Source organism: Pseudomonas sp. PDM31, from assembly GCF_019218965.1.
GTDB lineage: Bacteria > Pseudomonadota > Gammaproteobacteria > Pseudomonadales > Pseudomonadaceae > Aquipseudomonas.
In genome coordinates this window covers 67,578-90,120 of record NZ_JAHUWS010000006.1, presented here as the reverse complement: position 1 = coordinate 90,120, position 22,543 = coordinate 67,578, and the positions used below count along the sequence as shown (strand labels likewise).

The 22,543-nt window shown below is 59.3% G+C and carries 20 protein-coding genes; 10 read left to right on the top strand and 10 right to left on the bottom strand.

All coding sequences use genetic code 11. The annotated features are described in order from the left end of the window. Window positions 1-59 precede the first annotated feature (59 nt). Entirely contained in the window at window positions 60-236 is a 177-nt protein-coding gene (locus KW839_RS13560) for a hypothetical protein (RefSeq protein WP_177336932.1), read from the top strand. Here KW839_RS13560 and KW839_RS13555 read toward each other — a convergent pair. The 4 genes from KW839_RS13555 to KW839_RS13540 all read right to left on the bottom strand — a co-directional run bounded on the left by KW839_RS13555 (window position 223) and on the right by KW839_RS13540 (window position 5,219). Beyond that, entirely contained in the window at window positions 223-1,218 is a 996-nt protein-coding gene (locus KW839_RS13555) for a lysylphosphatidylglycerol synthase transmembrane domain-containing protein (RefSeq protein WP_218424618.1), read from the bottom strand. The genes KW839_RS13560 and KW839_RS13555 overlap by 14 nt on opposite strands. Next, complete coding sequence (locus tag KW839_RS13550; RefSeq protein WP_218424617.1) at window positions 1,215-1,991, bottom strand: DUF2334 domain-containing protein; 777 nt, start codon at window positions 1,989-1,991, stop codon at window positions 1,215-1,217. The genes KW839_RS13555 and KW839_RS13550 overlap by 4 nt, the downstream gene beginning before the upstream one ends. Then, complete coding sequence (locus KW839_RS13545) at window positions 1,984-3,105, bottom strand: glycosyltransferase family 1 protein (protein WP_218424616.1); 1,122 nt, start codon at window positions 3,103-3,105, stop codon at window positions 1,984-1,986. The genes KW839_RS13550 and KW839_RS13545 overlap by 8 nt, the downstream gene beginning before the upstream one ends. A gap of 224 nt (window positions 3,106-3,329) precedes the next feature. Next, window positions 3,330-5,219, bottom strand: coding sequence for a methyl-accepting chemotaxis protein (locus KW839_RS13540; protein WP_218424615.1), 1,890 nt, complete (start codon window positions 5,217-5,219; stop codon window positions 3,330-3,332). Between the two features lie 188 nt (window positions 5,220-5,407). Between KW839_RS13540 and KW839_RS13535 the strand changes: the two genes are divergently transcribed. After that, window positions 5,408-6,895, top strand: coding sequence for a helicase HerA-like domain-containing protein (locus tag KW839_RS13535; protein ID WP_218424614.1), 1,488 nt, complete (start codon window positions 5,408-5,410; stop codon window positions 6,893-6,895). Window positions 6,896-7,015: 120 nt separating this feature from the next. On the opposite strand, the gene KW839_RS13530 is transcribed toward KW839_RS13535, so the two are convergent. After that, window positions 7,016-7,471: a DUF721 domain-containing protein gene (locus tag KW839_RS13530; protein ID WP_060539629.1), complete on the bottom strand. Its 456-nt coding sequence runs from the start codon at window positions 7,469-7,471 to the stop codon at window positions 7,016-7,018. Window positions 7,472-7,778: 307 nt separating this feature from the next. Here KW839_RS13530 and secA point away from each other — a divergent pair, with 307 nt between their 5' ends. The 4 genes from secA (at window position 7,779) to KW839_RS13510 (ending at window position 13,570) form a co-directional block, all read left to right on the top strand. Beyond that, window positions 7,779-10,514: a preprotein translocase subunit SecA gene (gene secA, locus KW839_RS13525; RefSeq protein ID WP_060539630.1), complete on the top strand. Its 2,736-nt coding sequence runs from the start codon at window positions 7,779-7,781 to the stop codon at window positions 10,512-10,514. Between the two features lie 119 nt (window positions 10,515-10,633). Next, complete coding sequence (gene argJ / locus KW839_RS13520; RefSeq protein ID WP_218424613.1) at window positions 10,634-11,851, top strand: bifunctional glutamate N-acetyltransferase/amino-acid acetyltransferase ArgJ; 1,218 nt, start codon at window positions 10,634-10,636, stop codon at window positions 11,849-11,851. Window positions 11,852-11,996: 145 nt separating this feature from the next. Beyond that, complete coding sequence (locus KW839_RS13515; protein WP_060539632.1) at window positions 11,997-12,629, top strand: glutathione S-transferase family protein; 633 nt, start codon at window positions 11,997-11,999, stop codon at window positions 12,627-12,629. After that, the gene (locus KW839_RS13510) at window positions 12,626-13,570 is read left to right on the top strand and encodes a Nudix family hydrolase (protein WP_060539633.1); all 945 of its coding nucleotides are present in this window, start codon (window positions 12,626-12,628) and stop codon (window positions 13,568-13,570) included. Before KW839_RS13515 ends, KW839_RS13510 begins: the two co-directional genes overlap by 4 nt. A gap of 127 nt (window positions 13,571-13,697) precedes the next feature. Here the strand turns inward: KW839_RS13510 and KW839_RS13505 are convergent, their stop codons facing one another. From KW839_RS13505 to KW839_RS13495, 3 genes are read right to left on the bottom strand one after another with little or no spacing between them, the layout of a single operon-like run. Beyond that, entirely contained in the window at window positions 13,698-14,279 is a 582-nt protein-coding gene (locus tag KW839_RS13505) for a cob(I)yrinic acid a,c-diamide adenosyltransferase (protein ID WP_218424612.1), read from the bottom strand. Window positions 14,280-14,281: 2 nt separating this feature from the next. Further along, on the bottom strand, window positions 14,282-16,321 hold the full coding sequence (locus tag KW839_RS13500) for a PAS domain-containing sensor histidine kinase (protein ID WP_218424611.1): 2,040 nt from the start codon (window positions 16,319-16,321) through the stop codon (window positions 14,282-14,284). A 45-nt stretch (window positions 16,322-16,366) separates the two neighbouring features. Then, window positions 16,367-17,284 (bottom strand): putative 2-dehydropantoate 2-reductase, encoded by a 918-nt coding sequence (locus KW839_RS13495; RefSeq protein ID WP_218424610.1) that lies wholly within the window; start codon window positions 17,282-17,284, stop codon window positions 16,367-16,369. Between the two features lie 135 nt (window positions 17,285-17,419). Between KW839_RS13495 and KW839_RS13490 the strand changes: the two genes are divergently transcribed. Both KW839_RS13490 and KW839_RS13485 read left to right on the top strand, forming a co-directional pair. Then, a complete protein-coding gene (locus KW839_RS13490; protein WP_218424609.1) occupies window positions 17,420-17,905 on the top strand; it encodes a YajQ family cyclic di-GMP-binding protein in 486 nt (161 codons plus the stop codon). Between the two features lie 150 nt (window positions 17,906-18,055). Beyond that, on the top strand, window positions 18,056-18,898 hold the full coding sequence (locus KW839_RS13485) for a mechanosensitive ion channel family protein (RefSeq protein ID WP_060539638.1): 843 nt from the start codon (window positions 18,056-18,058) through the stop codon (window positions 18,896-18,898). A 105-nt stretch (window positions 18,899-19,003) separates the two neighbouring features. Here KW839_RS13485 and KW839_RS13480 read toward each other — a convergent pair whose 3' ends face one another. Next, complete coding sequence (locus KW839_RS13480) at window positions 19,004-20,332, bottom strand: OprD family porin (protein ID WP_218424608.1); 1,329 nt, start codon at window positions 20,330-20,332, stop codon at window positions 19,004-19,006. Window positions 20,333-21,227: 895 nt separating this feature from the next. Here KW839_RS13480 and KW839_RS13475 point away from each other — a divergent pair. Together KW839_RS13475 and KW839_RS13470 are read left to right on the top strand one after the other, a co-directional pair. Then, complete coding sequence (locus KW839_RS13475; RefSeq protein ID WP_060539640.1) at window positions 21,228-21,653, top strand: HIT domain-containing protein; 426 nt, start codon at window positions 21,228-21,230, stop codon at window positions 21,651-21,653. A gap of 3 nt (window positions 21,654-21,656) precedes the next feature. After that, window positions 21,657-21,863 carry a SlyX family protein gene (locus tag KW839_RS13470; RefSeq protein WP_060539641.1) on the top strand — a complete coding sequence of 69 codons (207 nt, stop codon included), beginning with the start codon at window positions 21,657-21,659 and terminating at the stop codon, window positions 21,861-21,863. A gap of 60 nt (window positions 21,864-21,923) precedes the next feature. On the opposite strand, the gene KW839_RS27910 is transcribed toward KW839_RS13470, so the two are convergent. Next, entirely contained in the window at window positions 21,924-22,526 is a 603-nt protein-coding gene (locus KW839_RS27910) for a cold-shock protein (RefSeq protein WP_060539642.1), read from the bottom strand. Between the last annotated feature and the right edge of the window lie 17 nt (window positions 22,527-22,543).

The window sequence follows — 22,543 nt, the reverse complement described above, 5'->3', positions numbered from 1 at the left end:
AGGGCCTGGGCGTTCAATCGCTTCAGGCCCTTCGCCGTTTCTGCACTGAGGACATGAACATGGCTGATCCGCTCGACAAAGCCACTTCCAAAGCACCAGCCACATTGGGCGAAGGCTGTTTGAGTCGCTACGACCCTGATGATCTGAGTGCTGAAGACGGAACCGATTTTCCTGGGGCTGCCCAGTTGTGGGAGCAACTGCAACAAGAGTCTGAGGACAAACTTACGCCTCCTTGAACCTCATCAACTTCTTCAGCAATGGCCGCCCGACCATCAGCAAAAATACCGGGCCACCCACCAGCAAGTAAAAGTAATACGTCACCGCGCGCCAAATCAGAATCGCCGCAGCCGCTGTCGATTTCCCCACCATGGGCGCCAGCAACGCCGCCGAGGTCAATTCCGCCGCCCCGGCACCACCGGGCAACAGGCTGAATTGCCCCGCGCTCAGCGAAAGCATCTGGATCAGAAAACTCCAGGCCCACTGCAAATCCGCTCCCAGGCCCCGTAGCGCTAGGTACAGCACGCTGTAGCGCAACCCCCAGTGCAGGCAGGTCAGGGCGAACACCATGATCAACGTCTGAAAAGGTAACCTGAGGGTGTCGGTAAAAGCCGCCAGAAAATGCAGGAGCTTTCGTGCCCAGCGCATTCGGGTGCTGCTTTTAACCTTCAGGCGCGCCAGCAAACGACCGCTATGACGAATCAGCAGCCGATGATAGCGGGCCAGCATCACGCAACTGAACAACCCGCCGAACATCGATATGGCGCTCACCATCAGCAGCCACTCCATGCGTTCGCTGAGGTGCTGGAACAGTGCGTAAATCAGGATGCCGCTCAGTGCGCAGAGGAAAAACAACAGGTCACTGAGCTGGTCCATGGCAAACACCGCGCTGCTCCTGGCCGGGCGCACGCCGTGACGGGCGAGCAAGCCCATGATGGTCAGCGGTCCGCCGCTGCCGCCAGGAGTGGCGCAGTAGGCGAATTCGGCAGCCATCACCACGCCAAGGCTTTTCAATGGACCCAGCTTGTCGCGCTGGTCGGCGAGCAACAGGCGCAAACGCAGGGTATTGATAATCCAGCACAGCAGGATCATGGCGAACATGATCAGCAGCCAGTTCAGCGGGAAGCCCTGCAGTCTCGACCACGTCTCGTTACCGCCCAGCAACAACGGAATCAGCACCGCAGCGAGCAGGCCGACAACCAGCACAATCACCCGACTCATGCGGCGCGGCCAAAACAGTGGCTGTGCTGCGCCAACCACTGCGCCTTGGTCAATGGCACACGTCCGTCCTCGAGCAGGCGCTGGAGAGTTTGCAGCCAGTAAGTGCGGGAGAACTCATGTCGCATGTCCACCGGGTGCAGACCAAGGCGAATTACGGGGGCATCCTGCCAGCGCTGCTCACGGCGATCGCTGACAATCTTCGATATTCCCCGCCGCCAGGCACTGCGGGCACTCCACACCAGCCCCGGGGCATCAATCACCGTGAATTCTGGCAGGCGATATAAATGCTGCGCATCGCTGGTGTAACTCAACGGGAGCTGGCGCAGCGCGTCCCGGGTGCCTTCGCTCATCAGCCAGGCAGGCGCGACGAAACCCTGTAGCGGCCAGTCGTAGCGTTGGAACAGTTCGACACCGGCGTGGAGTCGGCTGAGGGCTGCTTCCCGGGACAAGCTGTAAAACTCGCCTTCGTGGGTGTAGATCCGGCGCATGAACCAGTCGCGGGGATTGCTTGCCCTTGGACCGTCATCACAATGGAAATAGCCATGCAGGGCCAACTCGTCGCCCCGCGCGATCCGTGTGCCGAGCAGGCGGCGCATTTGCGGATGGGTGTCCAGATTGCTGTGACGGTGGAAGTCCGGTACCACCAGCCAGGTCATCGGTATGTCGCCCAAGGCATCGACGGCTTCGACGAACGGCTGGTAATCACTCCAGGTCGGCGGCGCGACGTCATGCAGCACAAGTAACAGGCCGCGATTGTTCATGGGCTCAACCATTAGCCGTCAGCGGCCAGTGACTGCCCAGTACGGCGTGGTAGTGCCCCAACAGACTATCGACCACCGCGTCCCAGGCGTAATGCCGTTCGACATGGCTGCGAGCCTGTCGACCCAGTATCGCGCTGGCGCCATTGAATAATTCACGCACTGCATTGGCCATTGCTGCGGGATCGTTGGGCGCGCAGAGCAGGCCGCATTCTTCGGTGACAATCTCCTGAAAGGCACCGGCCGCCACCGCTACCACCGGAATGCCGCTGGCCATGGCTTCGAGGATCACCAAGCCAAAGGTTTCCTGATCTCCGGCATGCAACAGCGCATCGGCACTGGCCATCAGCCGCGCGACCTGGGCGGCTGGACGAAACCCATCGATTACCGTGACATTACCCGGCACCGCGGCGGGCATCGACGAACCGACCAGCAGCAGGTGATAGCGCCGGCCCAGGCGTTTCATGCAGTCCAGCAGCACGGGCAGGTTTTTTTCCTTCGAGCCACGCCCCGCGAAGATCAGCAAATGAGTATTTTCATCAATGCCCAGTTCGGCCCGCAGTTCCGGGTCCCTGGCACCGGGATGGAAGGTTTGCAGGTCGACCCCCAGCGGTTGCACGAAAACGTTCTTCACTCCCAGCCCGACCAGCTTGTCGGCCATGATCCGGCTTGGCGCCAATACCCGGTCAAAGTTGCCATAGAGCTTGCTGACATAGGCTTCGACGTTGGTCGTCACCCAGTTGCCCATGCGATTGCTCACCAGTAGCGGCAAGTCTGAGTGATAAAAACCGATGACCGGGACATCAAGTTGCCGACGCGCATCAAGCGCCGCCCAGGCGGTGAGGTAGGGGTCGCCGACTTCGATCAGGTCAGGTTGCAAATCGTGCAAGACATTGCGCCAGGGCGCGAGGCGAAGAGGGAAGCGATAGCCTTTGCCGAAGGGCAGGGCGGGGGCCGGAACCTTGTAGATGCCATCCTGTTCACTCAAGGATGATCCGGGAATCAGCAAGCTGTGGCGAATGCCTGGCCTGATGCCCAGGCGACGGTGCTTGGCATCCAGATAAGTTCGCACGCCCCCACTGGCAGGGGCGTAGAACATGGTTATGTCAGCGATATGCACGGTGAACATCCCTCCGGTCCGGTCCTGGTACTCCCTTGGTTGACCTTTATGAAGAATAGATGTTCGGTTGGGGTTTTGCGGGTGGGGGGCAGCCGGGCTGTATATAGAGTTCTTGATGGCCTCTTCGCGAGCAAGCCCGCTCCCACAGATTATCTGCGTCGTACACAAAACCTGTGCCCGATGAGGATCCCTGTGGGAGCGGGCTTGCCCGCGAAGAGGCCCGCAAGAGCGCCTTAAATCCGGAAACTACCTACCAGTTGCTTCAACCGCGCCGCCTGCTGCTCCAGATCCGAGCACGCCCGCAACGTCGACTGCAGGTTTTCCACACCTTCCTGGTTCAGCGTATTGATCTCGGTGATATCGACGTTGATCGACTCGACCACCGCCGTCTGCTCCTCGGTCGCAGTGGCCACCGATTGGTTCATGCCGTCGATTTCACCGATGCGCAGTGTCACGCTGTTGAGGCGCTCGCCCGCCAGGTTGGCGATTTCCACGCTGTCCTGACTGTGGCGCTGGCTGTCGCTCATGGTGCTGACCGATTCCCGGGCGCCGACTTGCAGCTCCTCGATCATGGTCTGCACCTGTTGCGCCGATTCCTGGGTACGGTGCGCGAGGTTGCGAACTTCGTCCGCCACCACGGCGAAACCACGACCCGCCTCACCGGCACGGGCAGCTTCGATCGCGGCGTTGAGTGCCAGCAGGTTGGTTTGCTGGGAAATGCTGGTGATGACTTCGAGGATTTGCCCGATGTTCACGGTTTTGTTGTTCAGCGACTCGATGTTGGTACTTGAGGCACTGAGCATGCTCGACAGCTGATTCATCGCGACAATGCTGCGGTCCACGACTTGCTGGCCGTCTTCAGCCAGGCTGCGGGCGTCGCTGGCCTGTGTCGATGCCTGCGCGGCGTTGCGCGCGATTTCCTGGGTGGCGGCGCCGAGCTGGTTGATCGCTGCCGCCACGCTGCTGGTGCGCGAGGCTTGCTGGTCGGAGTTGAACATCGACGAGTTGGAAGCGGCCACTACGCGCAACGCCACTTCGTTCACTTGCCCGGTCGCCGAGGACACTTCGCGGATCGAGGTGTGGATACGCTCCACGAAACGGTTGAATGCGGTAGCGAGGCTGCCGAATTCATCGTTGTTCTCGATGGTCAGGCGTTTGGTCAGGTCGCCTTCGCCGTCGGCAATGTCGGCCATGGCGCGGGTCATCACGTGCAGCGGCTGGATCAGGATGCGGATCAACATGCCCAGCAGGGCAATGATGATGGCCACTGCGATAACGGTGGCAACGACCGCCGAAGTACGGAATTCGCTGAGCATCGAGAAGGCTTTTTCCTTGTCGACCGACAGACCGATGTACCAGTTGACCGAAGGCAGACCTTTGATCGGGGTGAAGGAGACAATGCGTGTCTTGCCGTCGACCTCTACCTCGGCAAAGCCGCTGCCGATGCGCGGGGTATCTTTCGGATAGGCCTCGCTCAGGGTTTTCATGACCAGCGCTTTGTCCGGGTGAACCAGGATCTTGCCGTCGGCACTGACCAGAAACGCATAACCCATGCCGTCGAAGTCACGGGCGCTGAGGGTGTCGATCAAGGTTTGCAAGCTCAGGTCACCGCCCACCACTCCGACACTTTGTCCGGCTTTCCTCGAGGCCGTGGCCATGGAAATGATCAGCTGCCCGGTCGCCGCGTCGATGTAGGGTTCGGTCAGGGTAGGCGTGCTGCTGCTTTCTGCACCTTTGTACCAGGGGCGAACCCGCGGATCGAAGCCATCAGGCATCTTCGCATCCGGACGAATGGTGAAGTGCCCGGTGGCGTCACCCAGATAGGTCGCCATGAACGTCGACGTCAGGGCTTTCTGTTCCAGCAGCGCCGATACGTTGGCCTGCTCTGGATTGATCGCAATATTTTGCGAGAGGTTGTCGATCAGCAGAATGCGGCCGGTCAACCAGGTCTGGATATTGTTGGCGGTCACATCGCCCATCTCGTTGAGATAATTATCCAGGTCCTGGCGAATGGCATTGCGCTGCAAATAGTCGTTGTACAGCGTAAATGAGGCGAAGGCGGCAATCACGATAAGAGCCGCAGCTAGCAGGATCTTATGGCTGAAGCGCAGATTTTTGTTCATGGCTTGAGGTTCCGCTAAGGTCTTAATGTCCAGTGCGTGCTTTTTATAAAAGCGCGCGGATTGGGCAGTGTTGAAACAAGCTGATATTTCCGTCTTTCCTTAGGGGAAATGTCCTACTCGATTTTCAGACTGGTCTGTCGTTACCTCTATCGGCCGTGCAGGATTAAAGATTAACCATGGGTGACCAAATGCCTGATTCATTGCAACTCGTTATCGGTGCCGACCTCGCCTGTCAGCCGATTGCCCAGGCAATGCGCCTGGCGAACCGCCACGGTTTGATTGCGGGTGCCACCGGCACCGGCAAAACCGTCACGTTGCAACGCTTGGCCGAAGCCTTCAGCGATGCCGGAGTGGCGGTGTTCGCCGCCGACATCAAGGGTGACCTTTGCGGTCTGGGCGCTGCCGGCACCCCCCAGGGCAAAATTGCCGAGCGCATCGCCGGGATGCCATGGCTGAACCACAAGCCTCAGGCATACCCGGTGACCTTATGGGATGTTCACGGTCAGTCAGGTCATCCATTGCGCACCACCCTGAGTGAAATGGGGCCGCTACTGCTGGGAAGTCTGCTGGAGCTGACGGACAGCCAGCAGTCGGCGTTGTATGCCGCATTCAAAGTCGCCGACCGCGAAGGCTTGTTGCTGCTGGATCTCAAGGATCTGAAGGCGTTGCTCAATCACCTGCGCGACAACCCGCTGTTGCTGGGTGACGACGCCGCGCTGATGACAACAGGCTCCAGCCAGGCGCTGCTGCGGCGCCTGGCGACCCTGGAGCAACAGGGCGCCGAAGCCTTGTTTGGCGAACCGGCGTTGCAGCTCGAAGACATTCTGCAGCCAACCGCCGACGGTCGCGGGCGAATTCACCTGTTGGATGCCAGCCGCCTGGTGCACGAGGCGCCAAAGGTCTACGCGACCTTTCTGTTGTGGCTGCTGGCCGAACTGTTCGAGCAACTGCCGGAGCGCGGTGATGCCGACAAACCGTTGCTGGCGCTGTTTTTCGACGAAGCGCACCTGCTGTTCAACGGCACGCCCCAGGCGTTGCGTGATCGCCTGGAACAGGTCGTGCGCTTGATTCGTTCCAAAGGTGTGGGCGTGTATTTCGTGACCCAGTCCCCGGGTGACTTGCCGGATGATGTGCTGGCGCAGTTGGGCCTGCGTATCCAGCACGGGTTGCGCGCGTTCACCGCCAAGGAACAGAAATCCCTGCGCGCGGTGGCTGAAGGTTTCCGGCCGAACCCGGCGTTCGACAGCCTGTCGGTCCTCACCGAGCTGGGGATTGGTGAAGCCCTGGTCGGCACTCTGCAGGAAAAAGGCACACCGGCAATGGTCCAGCAGGTGCTGGTGGCACCGCCGCAATCGCGCATCGGGCCGCTGAGCGCCGCAGAACGCACCGCGCTGATCGCCGGTTCGCCATTGCAGGGGCGTTATGACAAGCCGATCGATCGCGAGTCAGCCTATGAAGTGCTGATCGGGCGCAAGGGGCTGGCGCCTGAGGCCCAAGCCTCGCCCGAAAAACCGGCGGCTGCAGAGCCGAGCTTCACCGAACAGGCCGGGGAGTTTCTCGGTACGGCGGCAGGGAAGGCGCTGAAATCGGCGATGCAACAGGCGGCCAATTCGCTTGGCCGACAGCTGGTGCGAGGCTTGATGGGGTCGTTGCTAGGCAGCAAAAAACGCAGGTAGCGAGTGGAAACAATCTAACTGTGGGAGCGGGCTTGCTCGCGAAGGCGGTGTGTCATTCAACATTGATGTCGGCTGACCCACTGCCTTCGCGAGCAAGCCCGCTCCCATATTGGATTTGTATCAGGTCCTGGGTCTGGCATGCGCCGCCAAGCGCTCCAGCGCCGCCCGCAGATTGGGGTCGCTGATGCCATCGGCCGTGGCCTGAATGGTCGCGGCCGCATCAACGGACAAATCCATCGTATGCCCGGTCGCGCCTCGCTGAACGGTAGGCGGCTGCACCTTGAACAGGATGCGCGTCAGATTGGCGAACTCGTCGAACATCTGCAGTTGCCGTTGCAGGCGTTTTTGCTGGTAACGCAGGCGGGTGGCCCAATGACCGTCGGTGACAATCAGCAACAAACTGCCTTCGCGCCAGGACGCGACATGACAATGCTCACGGGCAGCAGGCTGCAACTGGCTTTCCAGCAGGCGTTGTAAATGCCCCAGGCGTTGTGCGTGACCGAGAATGGCTTTGAGCGGCTTGGCTTCGCGAAGCAGAACGGCGGGTGCTCTGGCCGTAAGAGGGCGAAATGCCATGATCAGACACCTGAAGTAACAGAGGCGCCATGGTAGCAGAAAGCAGGGAATGCACCTGCCCCATTGCTTTGCGCGCGCTTTACCCATTAAATCAACAAGTAACTTCTGCCATGAGTGGGTTGAAGTTCAGCAAAACGCCCCTATTTTAAGTGAGCCCCGTCACAGCGCTGTGCCAGCATCGTGGAATAACGCCACTTTCCTCACCACCGTTTCCGGGTAGAATGCTCGTTCGCATGCGGCCATGAGGGCTGCACGGGCGACTCACGGGGCCGCCCTCCATCCCTTTAGTGTGGAAGATCCTGCCGATATGTTTGCGCCTTTGTTAAAGAAACTTTTTGGAAGCAAGAACGAGCGTGAAGTCAAACGCATGCTCAAGACGGTGCAATTCGTCAATGCCTTCGAAGAGCAAATGGTGGCCCTTTCGGACGATCAATTGCGTGCCAAGACAGATGAGTTCAAGGCCCGCTTCGCCAAAGGGGAAACCCTCGACAAGCTGCTGCCAGAAGCCTTTGCGGTCGCCCGCGAAGCCGGCAAGCGCGTCATGGGCATGCGTCACTTTGACGTCCAGCTGATCGGCGGCATGACCTTGCATGAAGGCATGATCGCGGAAATGCGTACCGGTGAAGGCAAGACCCTGGTGGCAACACTGGGCGTTTACCTCAACGCGCTGTCCGGCAAGGGCGTGCACGTTGTGACGGTGAACGACTACCTGGCCCGTCGTGACGCCAACTGGATGCGCCCGCTCTACGAATTCCTCGGCCTGACGGTCGGCGTGGTCACGCCGTTCCAGCCGCCGGAAGAGAAGCGTGCTGCCTACGCTGCCGACATCACCTACGGCACCAACAACGAATTCGGTTTCGATTACCTGCGCGACAACATGGCGTTCAGCATGGAAGAAAAATTCCAGCGCGAACTCAATTTTGCCGTGATCGACGAAGTCGACTCCATCCTCATCGACGAAGCCCGTACCCCGCTGATCATTTCCGGTCAGGCAGAGGACAGTTCCAAGCTGTACATCGAGGTCAACAAGCTTATTCCGCAGCTCAAGCTGCACGTCGAAGAGGTGGAAGGCGAAGTGACCCAGGCCGGTCACTACACCATCGACGAGAAGAGCCGTCAGGTCGAACTCAACGAAGCCGGTCACCAGTACGTCGAAGAAACATTGACCAGCATCGGCCTGTTGGCTGAAGGCGAAAGCCTGTACTCGGCGCATAACCTGAGTCTGCTGACACACGTGTATGCCGGTCTGCGCGCGCACAAACTGTTCCACCGCAACGTCGAATACATCGTGCAGGATGGTCAGGTTGTTCTGGTCGACGAGCACACCGGTCGCACCATGCCGGGCCGTCGCTTGTCCGAAGGCCTGCACCAGGCCATCGAAGCCAAGGAAAACCTGAACATCCAGGCCGAAAGCCAGACCCTGGCGTCGACCACCTTCCAGAACTACTTCCGTCTGTACAACAAGCTGTCCGGCATGACCGGTACCGCAGACACCGAAGCGTTCGAGTTCCATCAGATCTACGGCCTGCAGGTCATGGTCATTCCGCCGAACAAGCCGTTGGCCCGTAAGGACTACAACGACCTGGTGTTCCTGACTGCCGAAGAGAAATACGCGGCAATCGTCGCCGACATCAAGGAAAGCATGGCGGCCGGTCGCCCGGTGCTGGTGGGTACTGCGACCATCGAAACCTCCGAGCACATGTCCAGCCTGCTCGTGAAGGAAGGCATCGAACACAAGGTTCTGAACGCCAAGTTCCACGAAAAGGAAGCCGAGATCATCGCCCAGGCCGGTCGCCCGGGTGCACTGACCATCGCCACCAACATGGCCGGTCGTGGTACTGACATCCTGTTGGGCGGCAACTGGGAAGTGGAGGTTGCCTCCCTCGAAGACCCGACCCCTGAGCAGATCGCCCAGATCAAGGCCGACTGGCAGAAGCGTCACCAGCAAGTGCTCGAGTCGGGTGGTTTGCAGGTGATCGCCTCCGAACGTCACGAATCGCGTCGTATCGACAACCAGCTGCGTGGTCGTGCCGGCCGTCAGGGCGACGCCGGTTCCAGCCGCTTCTACCTGTCGCTGGAAGACAGCCTGATGCGCATCTTCGCCTCTGACCGGGTGAAGAACTTCATGAAGGCCCTGGGCATGCAGCCAGGCGAGGCGATCGAGCACCGCATGGTGACCAACGCCATCGAAAAGGCCCAGCGCAAGGTTGAAGGCCGCAACTTCGACATTCGTAAGCAACTGCTCGAGTTCGACGACGTCAACAACGAACAGCGTAAAGTGATCTATCACATGCGTAACACGTTGCTGGCTGCGGACAACATCGGTGAAACCATCGCTGACTTCCGTCAAGACGTGCTCAACGCTACCGTCAGCGCACACATTCCGCCGCAATCGCTGCCTGAGCAGTGGGACGTGGCCGGTCTGGAAGCTGCATTGCAGAGCGATTTCGGCGTGGCATTGCCGATCCAGCAGTGGCTTGACGAAGACGATCACCTGTACGAAGAAACCCTGCGCGAGAAGCTGATGCAGGAACTGATCGCTGCGTACAACGAGAAAGAAGACCAGGCGGGCGCCGAGGCGCTGCGCACCTTCGAGAAGCAAATCGTTCTGCGCGTACTGGACGACCTGTGGAAAGACCACCTGTCGACCATGGACCACCTGCGTCACGGCATCCACCTGCGTGGTTATGCCCAGAAGAACCCTAAGCAGGAATACAAGCGCGAGTCGTTCACGCTGTTCTCCGAGCTGCTGGATTCGATCAAGCGCGACTCGATTCGTGTGCTGTCGCACGTGCAGGTTCGTCGCGAAGATCCGGTCGAAGAAGAGGCGCGCCTGCGTCAGGAGGCCGAAGCACTGGCGGCACGCATGCAGTTCCTGCATGAAGAAGCTCCAGGCCTGGAGCAGCCGGAAGTGTTGGGCGAAGAGGTCGATGTGGCCCTCGCCGCCGCACCGGTACGCAACGAGCAGAAGCTGGGCCGTAACGAATTGTGCTACTGCGGTTCGGGCAAGAAATACAAGCATTGCCACGGGCAGATCCAGTAAACCCGTTTCAATCGCTGAAATACCCGCGCCGCGACCGGCTTATGCCGTCGCGGCGTTTTACCATTTCAATCACCGTTTTCCTGAAGCGGTGCTGACTTTACTCATTGAGGAGCGCATTCATGGCTGTTGGTCTTGGTCCTTTGCCAACGTTGCACCCGGTTGCCGGTTTTGAACTCGGTATTGCCTCGGCCGGCATCAAGCGTCCGGGACGCAAGGATGTTGTGGTCATGCGCTGTGCCGAAGGCTCGACCGTTGCCGGCGTGTTCACCCTGAACGCCTTTTGCGCAGCTCCGGTGATCCTGGCCAAGCAGCGTGTGCAAGGCCCTGTCCGTTATCTGCTGACCAACACCGGCAATGCCAACGCCGGTACCGGCGAGCCAGGCCTGGCGGCTGCCGAGCGCACTTGCGCGAAGCTGGCCGAGCTGACCGGTGTCGATGCCAGCCTGGTGCTGCCGTACTCCACGGGTGTGATCGGCGAGCCACTGCCGGTCGAGAAAATCGAAGGCGCGCTGCAGGCCGCCCTCGACGACCTGTCGATCAATAACTGGGAAGCTGCCGCCACCGGCATCATGACCACCGATACCCTGCCCAAGGGTGCCAGCCGCCAGTTCCAGCATGACGGCGTGACCATCACCGTCACCGGCATCAGCAAAGGCGCCGGGATGATTCGTCCGAACATGGCGACCATGCTCGGCTACATCGCCACCGACGCCAAAGTTTCGCGCGATGTGCTGCAAAACCTGATGCTGGACGGCGCCAACAAGTCGTTCAACCGCATCACCATCGATGGCGACACCTCGACCAACGACTGCTGCATGCTGATCGCCACCGGTCAGGCGGCGCTGCCGGAAATCACCCGCGCCGAAGGTGAGCTGTTCGCCAAGTTGAAGCAGGCGGTGTTCGAAGTGTGCATGGACGTGGCCCAGGCCATCGTTCGTGACGGCGAAGGCGCGACTAAATTTGTCACCGTTGAAGTCAACGGCGGCGGCAATCATCAGGAATGCCTGGACGTTGGTTACACCGTGGCCCACTCGCCGCTGATCAAGACTGCATTGTTCGCCTCCGACCCGAACTGGGGCCGTATCCTCGCCGCCGTCGGCCGTGCCGGCGTACCGGACCTGGACGTGAGCAAGATCGATGTGTTCCTCGGTGAGGTGTGCATCGCCAGCCGTGGCGCGCGTGCTGCGACCTATACCGAAGCCCAGGGCGCGGCGGTGATGCAGCAGCAAGAGATCACCATCCGCATCGAGCTGGGTCGCGGGGACTGCAGCGAAACCATCTGGACCACCGACCTGTCCCATGAGTACGTGAAGATCAACGCCGAATACCGTACTTAAGACCGAGTCGTCCCCATCGCCAGCAGGCTGGCTCCCACATTGGATTTGTGTACACCTCGATCCAGTGTGGGAGCTAGCCTGCTAGCGATGGCGGTTTGTCAGTCATTTACTAGACTGGCTGTCCCTACCTTCAAAGGTCCCGAACATGAGCCTGCACCTGATCATCGGCGACAAACTGCTTTCCTCCTGGTCCCTGCGCGGCGCCCTGGCCCTGGATCTGACTGGCGCCCCCTACACCGAAGAGCTGATCAAGCTGAACCAACCCGACACCCGTGAGCGCTTGCTCAAGCATTCGCCGACCGGCAAGGTACCGCTGCTGCAAACGGCTCGCGTCACCATCGCCGACTCATTGGCGATTGCCGAATACCTGGCGGAGCAGTTTCCTGGCGAACAACTCTGGCCGACCGACATCGTCGCCCGTGCTCAGGCCCGATCCGCCTGTGCGCAAATGCACAGCGGCTTTTTCGCCATGCGCAACCATATGCCGTTCGATCTGAGCCACGACGCACCGCTGAACCCGGTGCCGCCTGAAGTGAGCGCCGATATCGAGCGTATGTTGGCGTTATGGGCTGAATGCCGTGCCGTTGCCACCGAAGCCGGGCCGTACCTGTTTGGTCGCGTGAGCCTGGCCGATGCGTTCTTCGCCCCGATCGCCGTGCGCCTGCGTACCTATCAGGTATCGCTGCCGGCTGCCGACGAAGCTTATGTCGAAACCCTCTACCAATGGCCGGCCTTCAAGGCCTGGCAGAAGGCAGGACTGGAGGAGATGCAACAGTGAAACCTGTACACGTCGCCGCCGCCGTCATCCGTGACAGCAGTGGCCAGATCCTGATTGCCCGCCGTGCCGATACTCAGCACCAGGGTGGTCTGTGGGAGTTTCCGGGCGGCAAGGTCGAGGCCGATGAATCGGTAGAAACCGCGCTGGCCCGTGAGCTCCATGAAGAACTGGGAATTGTGGTCGGTGCGGCGCGTCCGCTGATCAAGGTCCGCCATGATTACCCGGACAAGCAGGTGTTGCTGGATGTCTGGGAAGTCTCGGCGTTCACTGGCGAACCCCACGGCGCCGAAGGGCAGCCACTGGCCTGGGTTGCGCCTCGCGACCTGTCGAGCTATGAGTTCCCGGCAGCGAATCAGCCAATTGTCGCCGCAGCGCGGTTGCCGGCACAGTACCTGATCACTCCCGAGGATCTGGAAACCCCGGCCTTGCTGCGCGGTATCCAGAAAGCCATTGCCAGCGGCATCAAGCTGATTCAGCTGCGGGCACCGAACGGCTATGACCCCAAGTATCGCGACCTGGCGGTGGATGCCGTGGGCCTGTGTGCCGGCAAGGCGCAGCTGATGATCAAGGGGCCGTTCGAATGGCTGGGGGACTTTCCGGCTGCCGGTTGGCACATTACTTCTGCTCAGCTGCGCAAGTACGCCGCTGCCGGCCGGCCGTTGCCCGCATCGCGCTGGCTGGCGGCTTCATGCCATGACGCTGAAGAGCTGGCACTGGCGGAGCAGATGGGGGTGGATTTTGTGACGCTGTCACCTGTGCAGCCGACCTTGACTCATCCGGGGGCTGAGCCGTTGGGGTGGGAGCGGGCTTCGGGCTTGATCGATGGCTTCAGCAAGCCGGTGTTTCTGTTGGGCGGTGTTGGCCCGGCGGAGCAACAGAAGGCTTGGCAAGCAGGTGCACAAGGTGTGGCGGGGATTCGGGCGTTTTGGCCTGAAAGCTGATTCGGTGCCCATGCAGCCGGCCTCTTCGCGAGCAAGCCCGCTCCCACATTAGATCGAGTTCTTATAGTAGAAATACGATCCACTGTGGGAGCGGGCTTGCTCGCGAAGACGGCCTGACAGGCATCGCCTAAACCCCAGGCTTCGCCGCCGGTTGCCAGAGGATCTCGACAATCCCCTGACGCTTGGCAATCAACCGCGCCACCACAAACAACAGATCCGACAACCGATTGATATACGCCAAGCCAACCCCGGTCAGCGGCTCGATCGCATTCAACTGCTGACACCGCCGCTCGGCACTGCGCGCCAGGCTACGGCAGACATGGGCCTGGGCAATCAGCGCAGAGCCTCCTGGCAGAATGAAGTTTTCCAGCGGCCCCAACTCTTCGTTCCACACATCGATCGCCGCTTCCAGCCGTTCGATTTCCAGCCCATTGAGCGCCTGATACACCGGCATCGCCAGTTCACCACCGAGATCGAACAATCGATGCTGACACGGTGCCAGCACCTCGATCACTTCATTCAAGCCTGGATACTCGGCACTTTGCGCCGCCAACCCGGCAAGCAGTACGCCAACCTGACTGTTCAGCGAATCGACTTCGCCAATGGCCTCGATCCGAGGGTGGTCCTTGGGCACGCGACGGCCGTCGCCCAGGCCGGTCTCGCCTTTGTCGCCGGTGCGGGTGTAAATCTTCGACAGGCGAAAGCCCATGGTTACCTCGAAAGCTGTTTGATTTCCTGGGAGACAAGCGGGGTGCCGCTCGCCAAGGGCAGGCGCAAGGTGAAACAAGTGCCCTGGCCCACGGACGATTGCACTTCCATCTGGCCCTTGTGGTTGTTGGTGATGATGAAGTATGACACCGACAGGCCAAGGCCAGTGCCCTGGCCGATTTCCTTGGTGGTGAAGAAAGGCTCGAAGGTGCGTTTACGTACGTTTTCGGTCATGCCGATACCGTTGTCCTCGACCTGGATTTCCGCCCAGGGCGGGTTGAGCCGTGTGCGCAGAATGATCCGCCCCGGCTCACTGTCGTCTTCACGCTGGTGGATGGCCTGGGCTGCGTTTTTCAGTAGATTGAGCAGCACTTGCTCCAGTTCGTTGGCGGTGCCGGGCACCGGGCCCAGCGCGGGATCGAACTGACGAATGATTGCCTGGCCCTTGAAGTCAAAACCGATGGCCAGGTCGAAGTCGTTACCGGCGATTTCAACGGCCTGGTCGATCAGCGCCGGCAGATCACAGGGGGCCATTTGCCGGGTGCTGCGACGGCTGAAGCTGAGCATGTGGGTGACGATCTTTGCCGCCCGGGCCCCGGCCTGCTGGATGCCGTCGAGCAACTGTGGCACTTCGCGCACTTGCAGATACTGGTTGACCGTCGCCAGATCGATGCCTGCCTGCTCGGCCATTTCGAGATTCTTCGGCAGTTCCGGTGACAGGCGGCGACGGATGTTCTGTACGTTGTGCAGGATCGCCCCCAAGGGGTTGTTGATTTCGTGGGCCATGCCGGCGGCCAGGCCGCCCACCGATAGCATTTTTTCCGACTGCACCATCATTTCTTCCAGCGACAGGCGCTGGGTAATGTCGTCGATCCGGATGACCACGCCACGCCCGGCGCCGCCCATCAACGGGTAGAACGTCAGGGCGTAGTGGCGGGGCTCGTCGTCCTTGACCCAGGTAACACGTTCGATTTTCGCCACTGTATGTTGTTCGACGGTTTGCTTGAGCTGGGGTAAAAACGGCTTGAGCGGTTCGAAAGCGAGGTAGACCGGCTGATTCAAGGCTTCATCCAGGCGGGTCCCGGACAGGGCGCTGGCCTCCTGGTTCCATTGGGTCACGTAGAGCTGCTCGTCGAGGGCAATCAGCGCCGACGGCATGGAGTCGATGATGCTATTGAGGTAGTTCTGGAAACCGGTGAGCTTCTTCTCGATCTTGCTGCGCACCTGGACTTCGAGTTCCAGCTTGCGGTTGGTATGGCGGGTTTCCTCGGCGAGCCCCTGGGCCTGGTCATAGGCTTGCTGTGAGTCGTCCCGGGCCCGTTTGAGCTGCTGCTCCCTTGCCTCGATTCGCGAGAGCATGGTGTTGAAGGCTTCGGCGAGGCTGCCGATTTCGTCGTGGTTGCCACGGGACGCGCGCAGGGCGTAGTTCTCTTCGCGGGTCACCTGTCGGGACAACTCTTCGAGTTGATGGATCGGCCGGGTAATCAGACGCTTGATCTGGCGGGCAATCACCAGCCACAACAGCACACTGAAGATCAGGATGCCGAGGCTGGCGGTCAGGGTTCCGGTGTAGAACGCCATCGGCAGCTCACTGCTGGCCACCAGCAACAGGTGGCCGGGCGCGGCGCCGGGGCGGGGCAGGGTGATGACTTGATTGCTGCGAAACTCGGTGGTCTGCCAGGCTTCGATGTGCCGGGAATGTTTCGGCAGTTCGAGTTTGTCGCCGTGCTGCAGCTGCGCAAGGCGTTCACCTTTGCCGTCGTATATCGCTGCCGCGCGTAGCGGAGAATAGCTATTGAGTTCATTGAGCAGGCGTTCGGCGCTTTGCGGTGACTCTACAGCCTCTGATGCCAGGCTCGGGTTGGAAACCAGTCGGCCGATGGTCTGCAGGGCCTGGGGCGCCATGCTCTCCTGGGAGATGTAGTAGGCGGCGCTGATAAACGTCAGGTTGGCGACCAGCAGAACAGTGGTCAATAGCACCAGCAGGGCGGCCAGCAGTTTCTGACCGACAGGCAGGTTTTCGAGGCGCTGGCGCAATGGCATCAGGTTGATCGCTGCAAAGGAACAAGTGGCCAGCGTAGCCGCTGCTCAGTCGCTGGGCAATCCAAGGCGGTGCAGATGATCGATCAACCTTGCTTCAAGCCCATTGAGGTGGGGCAGGTTCAACTGGTGACGGGTTGCAACTTTGCAGGCGTAGCCCAGCAGGTAGTTGATCTCGGTACGGCGCTGACTCGCCACGTCCTGGTGCATCGATGAGAAATTGGCGGCGGTTGCCTGTATCACCCGTTCAACTTCCTGTTGCAGATTCTCTGCCGCGGCCGGCTGGCCGCAACGCTCAAGCAACTCTGTCAGTTCGCCGCAGAGGGTGGCGACCTCACAGTGATGATCTTGCAAACCGCCATTGCGACAATCGTGAAGCACCGTCAGTGGATTGATCGCGCAGTTGAGGGCGAGCTTTCTCCACAGTCGCGTGAGAATTTCTGTGCTCCACTCGTGCGGGATGCCGGCGGCGTTCAGATCGTCCAGCCAGATGGGCGCCACTGGATGGCTGACGTCCCCCAACCAGGTAAAGCCGTGCCCGGCGAACACCACTCGCCAGTCGCCGTCGCGAAATGCGCCTTCGGTACTCGACGCGTAAACACAGCGCGCCTGTGGGACCTGCGCCGCCACGGCGTCCTGACTGCCAAGACCGTTTTGCAACAGGATCAACTCGGCGCCGGGTGCCAGGCGTGGAGCCAGACGGGCCACCGCGCTTTGCGCATCGTAGGCCTTACAGGCCACCAGCAGGCGGTGGATCGGTTCGCTGCTGTCGGGTGTCTCGGCGGGCACGGCGTAGCGTCGGGCTTCACCGTTTTCTACCAGCGTCAGCCCGCCGGCCGCCTCATAGGCCCGCAACCGCGCGGCGTCGCGCAGTATAAGGCGGACCGGGGCTGCGGCCCGGGCCAGACGAGTCGCCCATAACGTGCCGAGGCTGCCGGCGCCCAGGACATGCCAGGTAGTGGACATCAGCTTTTTGCTCTGTTTAAGGCGCGCATCCGAGGCTCGCAGTGAATGATGGGAAAGACCCGTTATAATCAGCGCGGATTTTAACCGCAAGCCAGGCGTGTTCCACCGACGCGCCTTAATATTTGGAGAGATTACATGCCGTCGTTCGACGTGGTATCCGAACTGGACAAACACGAAGTCACCAACGCGGTCGAGAACGCCATCAAGGAACTCGATCGTCGTTATGACCTGAAAGGCAAGGGCAGCTTCGAGTTCAAGGAAAAAGACCTGACCGTCAACCTCACCGCTGAAGCGGATTTCCAGCTTGAGGCGATGATTGAGATCCTCAAGCTGGCGCTGGTCAAGCGCAAGATCGATGTGCAGTGCCTTGAGGTCAAGGATGCTTTTGCCTCGGGCAAGCTGATGAAGCAGGAAGCCGTCCTCAAGGAAGGCATCGACAAGGAGATGGCGAAGAAAATCGTCGCTCACGTCAAAGACGCCAAGCTCAAGGTCCAGGCCGCCATTCAGGGTGAGCAAGTGCGCATTACCGGCAAGAAGCGTGACGATCTGCAGGAGGCCATTGCAGCGCTGCGCGCCAAGGAGTTCGGGATGCCGCTGCAGTTCAACAACTTCCGCGACTGACCTTCGGGGTGGGAACCTCTCGGCGTTTTTGGCGTCGGAGGCCCAAGCAACGGCAGAAACGATTGAGCCCGTAGCGGTTCGATCTTTCTGCCGCTTTATTTTTCGCGTGCCGGTTAGCCGCAAACAGTAGCCGGAAACAGGAGTAAGCAGATGGACTTAAATGCCGAAGTAGACAATCTGGTCAAGGTGTCCCAGACCTGGATCCCGATGATCATGGAGTACAGCAGTCGTGTGCTGCTGGCCGTGCTCACCCTGGCCATTGGCTGGTGGCTGATCAACAAGGTCACGCAAAAACTCGGAGGCCTGTTGGCGCTACGCAACGCCGATCTGGCGTTGCAGGGTTTTATCAGCAGCCTGGCCAACATCATTCTCAAGGTTTTGCTGATCGTCAGCGTGGCGTCGATGATCGGTGTGGAAACCACATCGTTCGTGGCGGCAATCGGTGCCGCGGGCCTGGCCATTGGTCTGGCGCTGCAGGGCAGCCTGGCGAACTTCGCCGGTGGCGTGCTGATTCTGTTGTTCCGTCCGTTTCGTATCGGTGACTGGATCGAAGCCCAAGGTGTTGCAGGCACCGTCGACAGCATCCAGATTTTCCACACGGTACTGCGCACTGGCGACAACAAGACCATCATTGTGCCCAACGGCAATCTGTCCAATGGCATCATTACCAACACGAACCGTCAACCGACCCGCAAAGTCGTATTTGATGTGGGTGTCGATTACGAAGCGGACCTGCAAAAGGCCCGTCAAGTGTTGCTGGATCTGGCCAAGGATCCACGTGTGCTGACTGATCCGGAACCTCAGGCGGTGATTTCGACCCTGGGTGACAGCTCGATCACTGTATCGCTGCGTGTTTGGGTTAAAACTGCCGATTACTGGGATGTGTTGTTCATGTTCAATGAGCAATCCCGTGATCGCCTCAGAGATGCCGGCATCGATATTCCATTTCCACAGCGCGTTATTCGTGTGGTTCAGGAATCTGCCGTGCAGTAATGCGGGTAGTCGTCACTGCCTGACTTTGTGGTCAGGCAAGCAATAAAAAAAGGCCCATCCGAAGATGGGCCTTTTTGTTTGTTACCGCAAACTAACTGGATGCGATTACAAAACCGACAGCGGGTAGTCGACGATGAAACGGAACTCTTTCACGTCGCCTTCGCCCTGGTCGGCGTTAGCGAAGTGCCATGCCTGACGAATACGGAAGGACAGGTCTTTTGCCGGGCCAGTCTGTACAACGTACTTGGCTTCGAAGTTGGTTTCGTTGTGCTTGCCATCTGCACCGTACAGGCCAGCGTAAGCGCTGTTGGCCGGAGCGTTGGTACCGTCGATGTCCCAGCCTTTCACGTAACGGGTCATGAAGCTCAGACCTGGAACGCCGTACTCAGCCATTTTCAGGTCGTAACGAACCTGGGCAGACTTCTCGTTTGGTGCGTTGAAGTCAGAGTACTGGATGGAGTTGGCGAGGAAGATCGAGTCGCCACCGCGGTTGTTCTTGCCCACACCGATGTAGTCGAACGGAGTGTCGCCGTTGACCTTCTGGAAGCCCAGGGTAATGGTGTGTGCTTTCAGGAACGAGAAAGCAGCAGCCAGGGAGAACGTGGTGTTGCTGATATCGCCGGCTTCGGCATCACCAGTGTCTTTGGTGTTGTAGATGTTACCGTCCAGGTTCAGCGACTCACTGTCGGTGAATGGGATGGTGTAGTTCAGGTTGGCGTAGTACTGGTTCCAGATGTCTTCCAGCTTGGCGCCGTACAACGATGCGGTCAGGTTGTCGGTGAAACCGTACTTGCCACCGAAGTAGTCGATCTTGTTGGCGGCAACGCCGGCGTAGTTTGCCCACAGGTCGCCGTCACGGGCGTTTTTGTCCTGGCTGCTACCCGAGTAGAAGTGACCGGCTTCGAGGTCGAGGTCTTTGATCTCGCTGCTCTGCAGTTGGATACCAGTGGCAGTTTGCGGCAGGATACGGGAACCGCCTACAGCGAACACTGGGGAAGTGCTTGGCTGCATGTCGCCGAATTTCAGCTCGGTTTTGGAGATGCGGGCTTTAATAGCGCCGCCGGCTTTGCCCTGGCTGTCGTTGACTTCGCCATCAGCGCCACGGCTCATGTTGCCGGTGCCACCGGTGCCGTCGCCACCGTCCAGTTTGATTGCCAGGTAACCGTAGGCATCAACGCCAACGCCGATCAGGCCCTGGGTGTAACCGGAGCTGTAGTTGCCCCAGATGCCCTGGGTCCAGTCTTTCTGGTCGTTGCCGCCATCTTTGTTATCACGGTTGAAGTAGTAGTTGCGAACCAGCAAGTTCAGCGTGCTGTCTTCAACAAAACCTTTGGCTTCAGCCTGGTCACTTACAAAAGGTGCGGCCGTAGCCAACTGAGTACTGGCTGCTGCTGCAACTGCCAGTGCGATCATGCTCCACTTCATCACGCGCATCGTGATTTGCTCCTTTGGTTTTAGAAGAGTACTGCCGTCCCACCTGTTTTATTATCTGGGCGGCTCTTTCTTTTTGTGTCGGCGCAAACTTATATCACGCCGACAATGTTGGCGATACTTGCGCATCCATCCTTTCGGCTTCTTTACGACCCTGTCGCAAAGAGCTTGGTAGATGTCGCAAATCTACAACCCCGACGCATCCGGGTTGACAACGTCAATACTTTTTTTCTGAATCTGAGTGCCAAAAAGAGTCCCTGGTGAAACGCTGAATCTCCCTTGGGCTACCCTGCCACTGTGTTATTTGCCTTCAATGAATCCACTTCCAGCGGATGCATCGCAGGCGATGTGGGTGTGAATGCAACAAACGTGCACAAATCATGAATCTGTTGCCAATTTTTTCTGATGCCCCGCCAAATGCCGTAAAGACCTCATGAAACCGGGGGGATCAAGGGGGCGTCGTTATGGCTTGACGTCGAACTTTGCATCATGTTGCGCAGTCGGGTCGAAACCTGACACGCAAAAATGTTACCGGTTCACACCGCCAGTGGGTATTCGGCGGATGTCGAAGCATCCAGCGTAGACCGTCTGTGCGATTTTGGTGCAAAAAATTTCAACGCTCGTGGTGAATTTACCCAGAATACCCATGGGTGTGAAGCGAACACTTCCTTATTGTTCAGTCATTTGCACGCTTTTTTTCACAAGATGGTTCTGATGTGGTGCGTCCTGGCAAAAAGTGTTTCAAGTCGGGGCGCGGTTGTGGGTTCCGGTTAGACCTTTGCAGGGTTCGTCGTGAAGCCGGCTGCGTTCGCAGGTATGCTGCCGTCCAGTCGCTTGGTGCGCGATCCTTCGGGAGGGGCGCTAAGCTGAAAATGATGATCCGACCGGAGTGCGCACAGTGTTCGCCCTAGATCCACGACTTCAACAAGACACATTGCCGATCGGGGACTTCCCCTTGTGCCGGCTGCTGCTGTCCAATGACTCGAACTATCCCTGGTTCATCCTGGTGCCTCGTCGTGAGGCTATCAGCGAAATATTTCAGTTGGATGTCGCAGACCAGCAGCTGCTTTGGCAGGAAACCAGCGCTCTGGCGCAAATACTCAAAAGCTTGTTCGACGCGGACAAGATGAACGTTGCGACCCTGGGTAATATGGTCAGTCAGTTACACATGCACGTCATCGTACGCACTCAAGGGGATGCCGCCTGGCCGGCTCCGGTTTGGGGCAAACACCCGGCCAAGCCCTACGCTGGCGAGCAAATTGCGGCTATTCGCGAACGTTTGCGTCTGGTGTTGACCAATGACTTTACGTTTCTGGAGGTTTGAGCCATGAGCCTGGAAGAACGCGTTACCGATCTGGAAAGCCGCCTGGCTTTTCAGGATGACACCATCCAGGCATTGAATGATGTACTGGTGGCGCAACAACGGGTGGTCGAGCGCCTGCAACTGCAGATGGCCGCGCTGCTCAAGCGGCAAGAGGAAATGGTCGGGCAGTTCGACTCGTTCGAGCAAGAGGCGCCTCCACCGCATTACTGAAACCCGGGTAATAAAAAACCGCGAACAGCCTGGCTGTTCGCGGTTTTTTTCAGCCCTGGATCAGCGTCGCGGCAGAGCGGCGATCACGTCCTCGGCTTGCAGGCCCTTGTCTCGATTCATGACCGAGAACTCCACGCGCTGGCCTTCGACCAGGACGCGGTGGCCTTCACCACGAATGGCCCGGAAGTGCACGAAGATATCGTCGCCGGAATCGCGGGAAATAAAGCCGAAGCCTTTGGAGGTGTTGAACCACTTGACGGTGCCGGTATCACGGTTGCTCATGTCGTAGCTGGATGACGCGGCTGCCGGTGACGATTTGTAGAAACTGATGGCCAGGTGCAGGGTTACGGCGATCAGGGCTGCGACCAGACTGAACAGGACGGCAGGTTGACCGGCGATTTCCGGCATTGGCGCGATCAATGTCAGGGTTTGCAGGACCACGGCGAGAATCAGCAGGGCGCTGACCAGATTTTGCAGTTGATGGCGCGGACCTTTGTTCCAGTAAGGGATAACCGGAGCAAGAGTGAGGTTGAGCAAGCCAAAAAAGGCCAGGTACAGAGCATCGGGTTGTTGCAGGTAAGGCAAGCCTTCGGATTGCAGGCTCGGGATAAAGGACAGCAGCAAGGCCGCTGCACCTATCAGCAGGTGGACGATTTTCAACATTTTGATTAACTCACGTT

Bases quoted from the DNA above. Each gene is read 5' to 3' on its own strand.
- KW839_RS13560 (WP_177336932.1), top strand. From the start codon at position 60: ATGGCTGATCCGCTCGACAAAGCCACTTCCAAAGCACCAGCCACATTG.
- KW839_RS13555 (WP_218424618.1), bottom strand. From the start codon at position 1,218: ATGAGTCGGGTGATTGTGCTGGTTGTCGGCCTGCTCGCTGCGGTGCTG.
- KW839_RS13550 (WP_218424617.1), bottom strand. From the start codon at position 1,991: ATGGTTGAGCCCATGAACAATCGCGGCCTGTTACTTGTGCTGCATGAC.
- KW839_RS13545 (WP_218424616.1), bottom strand. From the start codon at position 3,105: ATGTTCACCGTGCATATCGCTGACATAACCATGTTCTACGCCCCTGCC.
- KW839_RS13540 (WP_218424615.1), bottom strand. From the start codon at position 5,219: ATGAACAAAAATCTGCGCTTCAGCCATAAGATCCTGCTAGCTGCGGCT.
- KW839_RS13535 (WP_218424614.1), top strand. From the start codon at position 5,408: ATGCCTGATTCATTGCAACTCGTTATCGGTGCCGACCTCGCCTGTCAG.
- KW839_RS13530 (WP_060539629.1), bottom strand. From the start codon at position 7,471: ATGGCATTTCGCCCTCTTACGGCCAGAGCACCCGCCGTTCTGCTTCGC.
- secA (WP_060539630.1), top strand. From the start codon at position 7,779: ATGTTTGCGCCTTTGTTAAAGAAACTTTTTGGAAGCAAGAACGAGCGT.
- argJ (WP_218424613.1), top strand. From the start codon at position 10,634: ATGGCTGTTGGTCTTGGTCCTTTGCCAACGTTGCACCCGGTTGCCGGT.
- KW839_RS13515 (WP_060539632.1), top strand. From the start codon at position 11,997: ATGAGCCTGCACCTGATCATCGGCGACAAACTGCTTTCCTCCTGGTCC.
- KW839_RS13505 (WP_218424612.1), bottom strand. From the start codon at position 14,279: ATGGGCTTTCGCCTGTCGAAGATTTACACCCGCACCGGCGACAAAGGC.
- KW839_RS13500 (WP_218424611.1), bottom strand. From the start codon at position 16,321: ATGCCATTGCGCCAGCGCCTCGAAAACCTGCCTGTCGGTCAGAAACTG.
- KW839_RS13495 (WP_218424610.1), bottom strand. From the start codon at position 17,284: ATGTCCACTACCTGGCATGTCCTGGGCGCCGGCAGCCTCGGCACGTTA.
- KW839_RS13490 (WP_218424609.1), top strand. From the start codon at position 17,420: ATGCCGTCGTTCGACGTGGTATCCGAACTGGACAAACACGAAGTCACC.
- KW839_RS13485 (WP_060539638.1), top strand. From the start codon at position 18,056: ATGGACTTAAATGCCGAAGTAGACAATCTGGTCAAGGTGTCCCAGACC.
- KW839_RS13480 (WP_218424608.1), bottom strand. From the start codon at position 20,332: ATGCGCGTGATGAAGTGGAGCATGATCGCACTGGCAGTTGCAGCAGCA.
- KW839_RS13470 (WP_060539641.1), top strand. From the start codon at position 21,657: ATGAGCCTGGAAGAACGCGTTACCGATCTGGAAAGCCGCCTGGCTTTT.
- KW839_RS27910 (WP_060539642.1), bottom strand. From the start codon at position 22,526: ATGTTGAAAATCGTCCACCTGCTGATAGGTGCAGCGGCCTTGCTGCTG.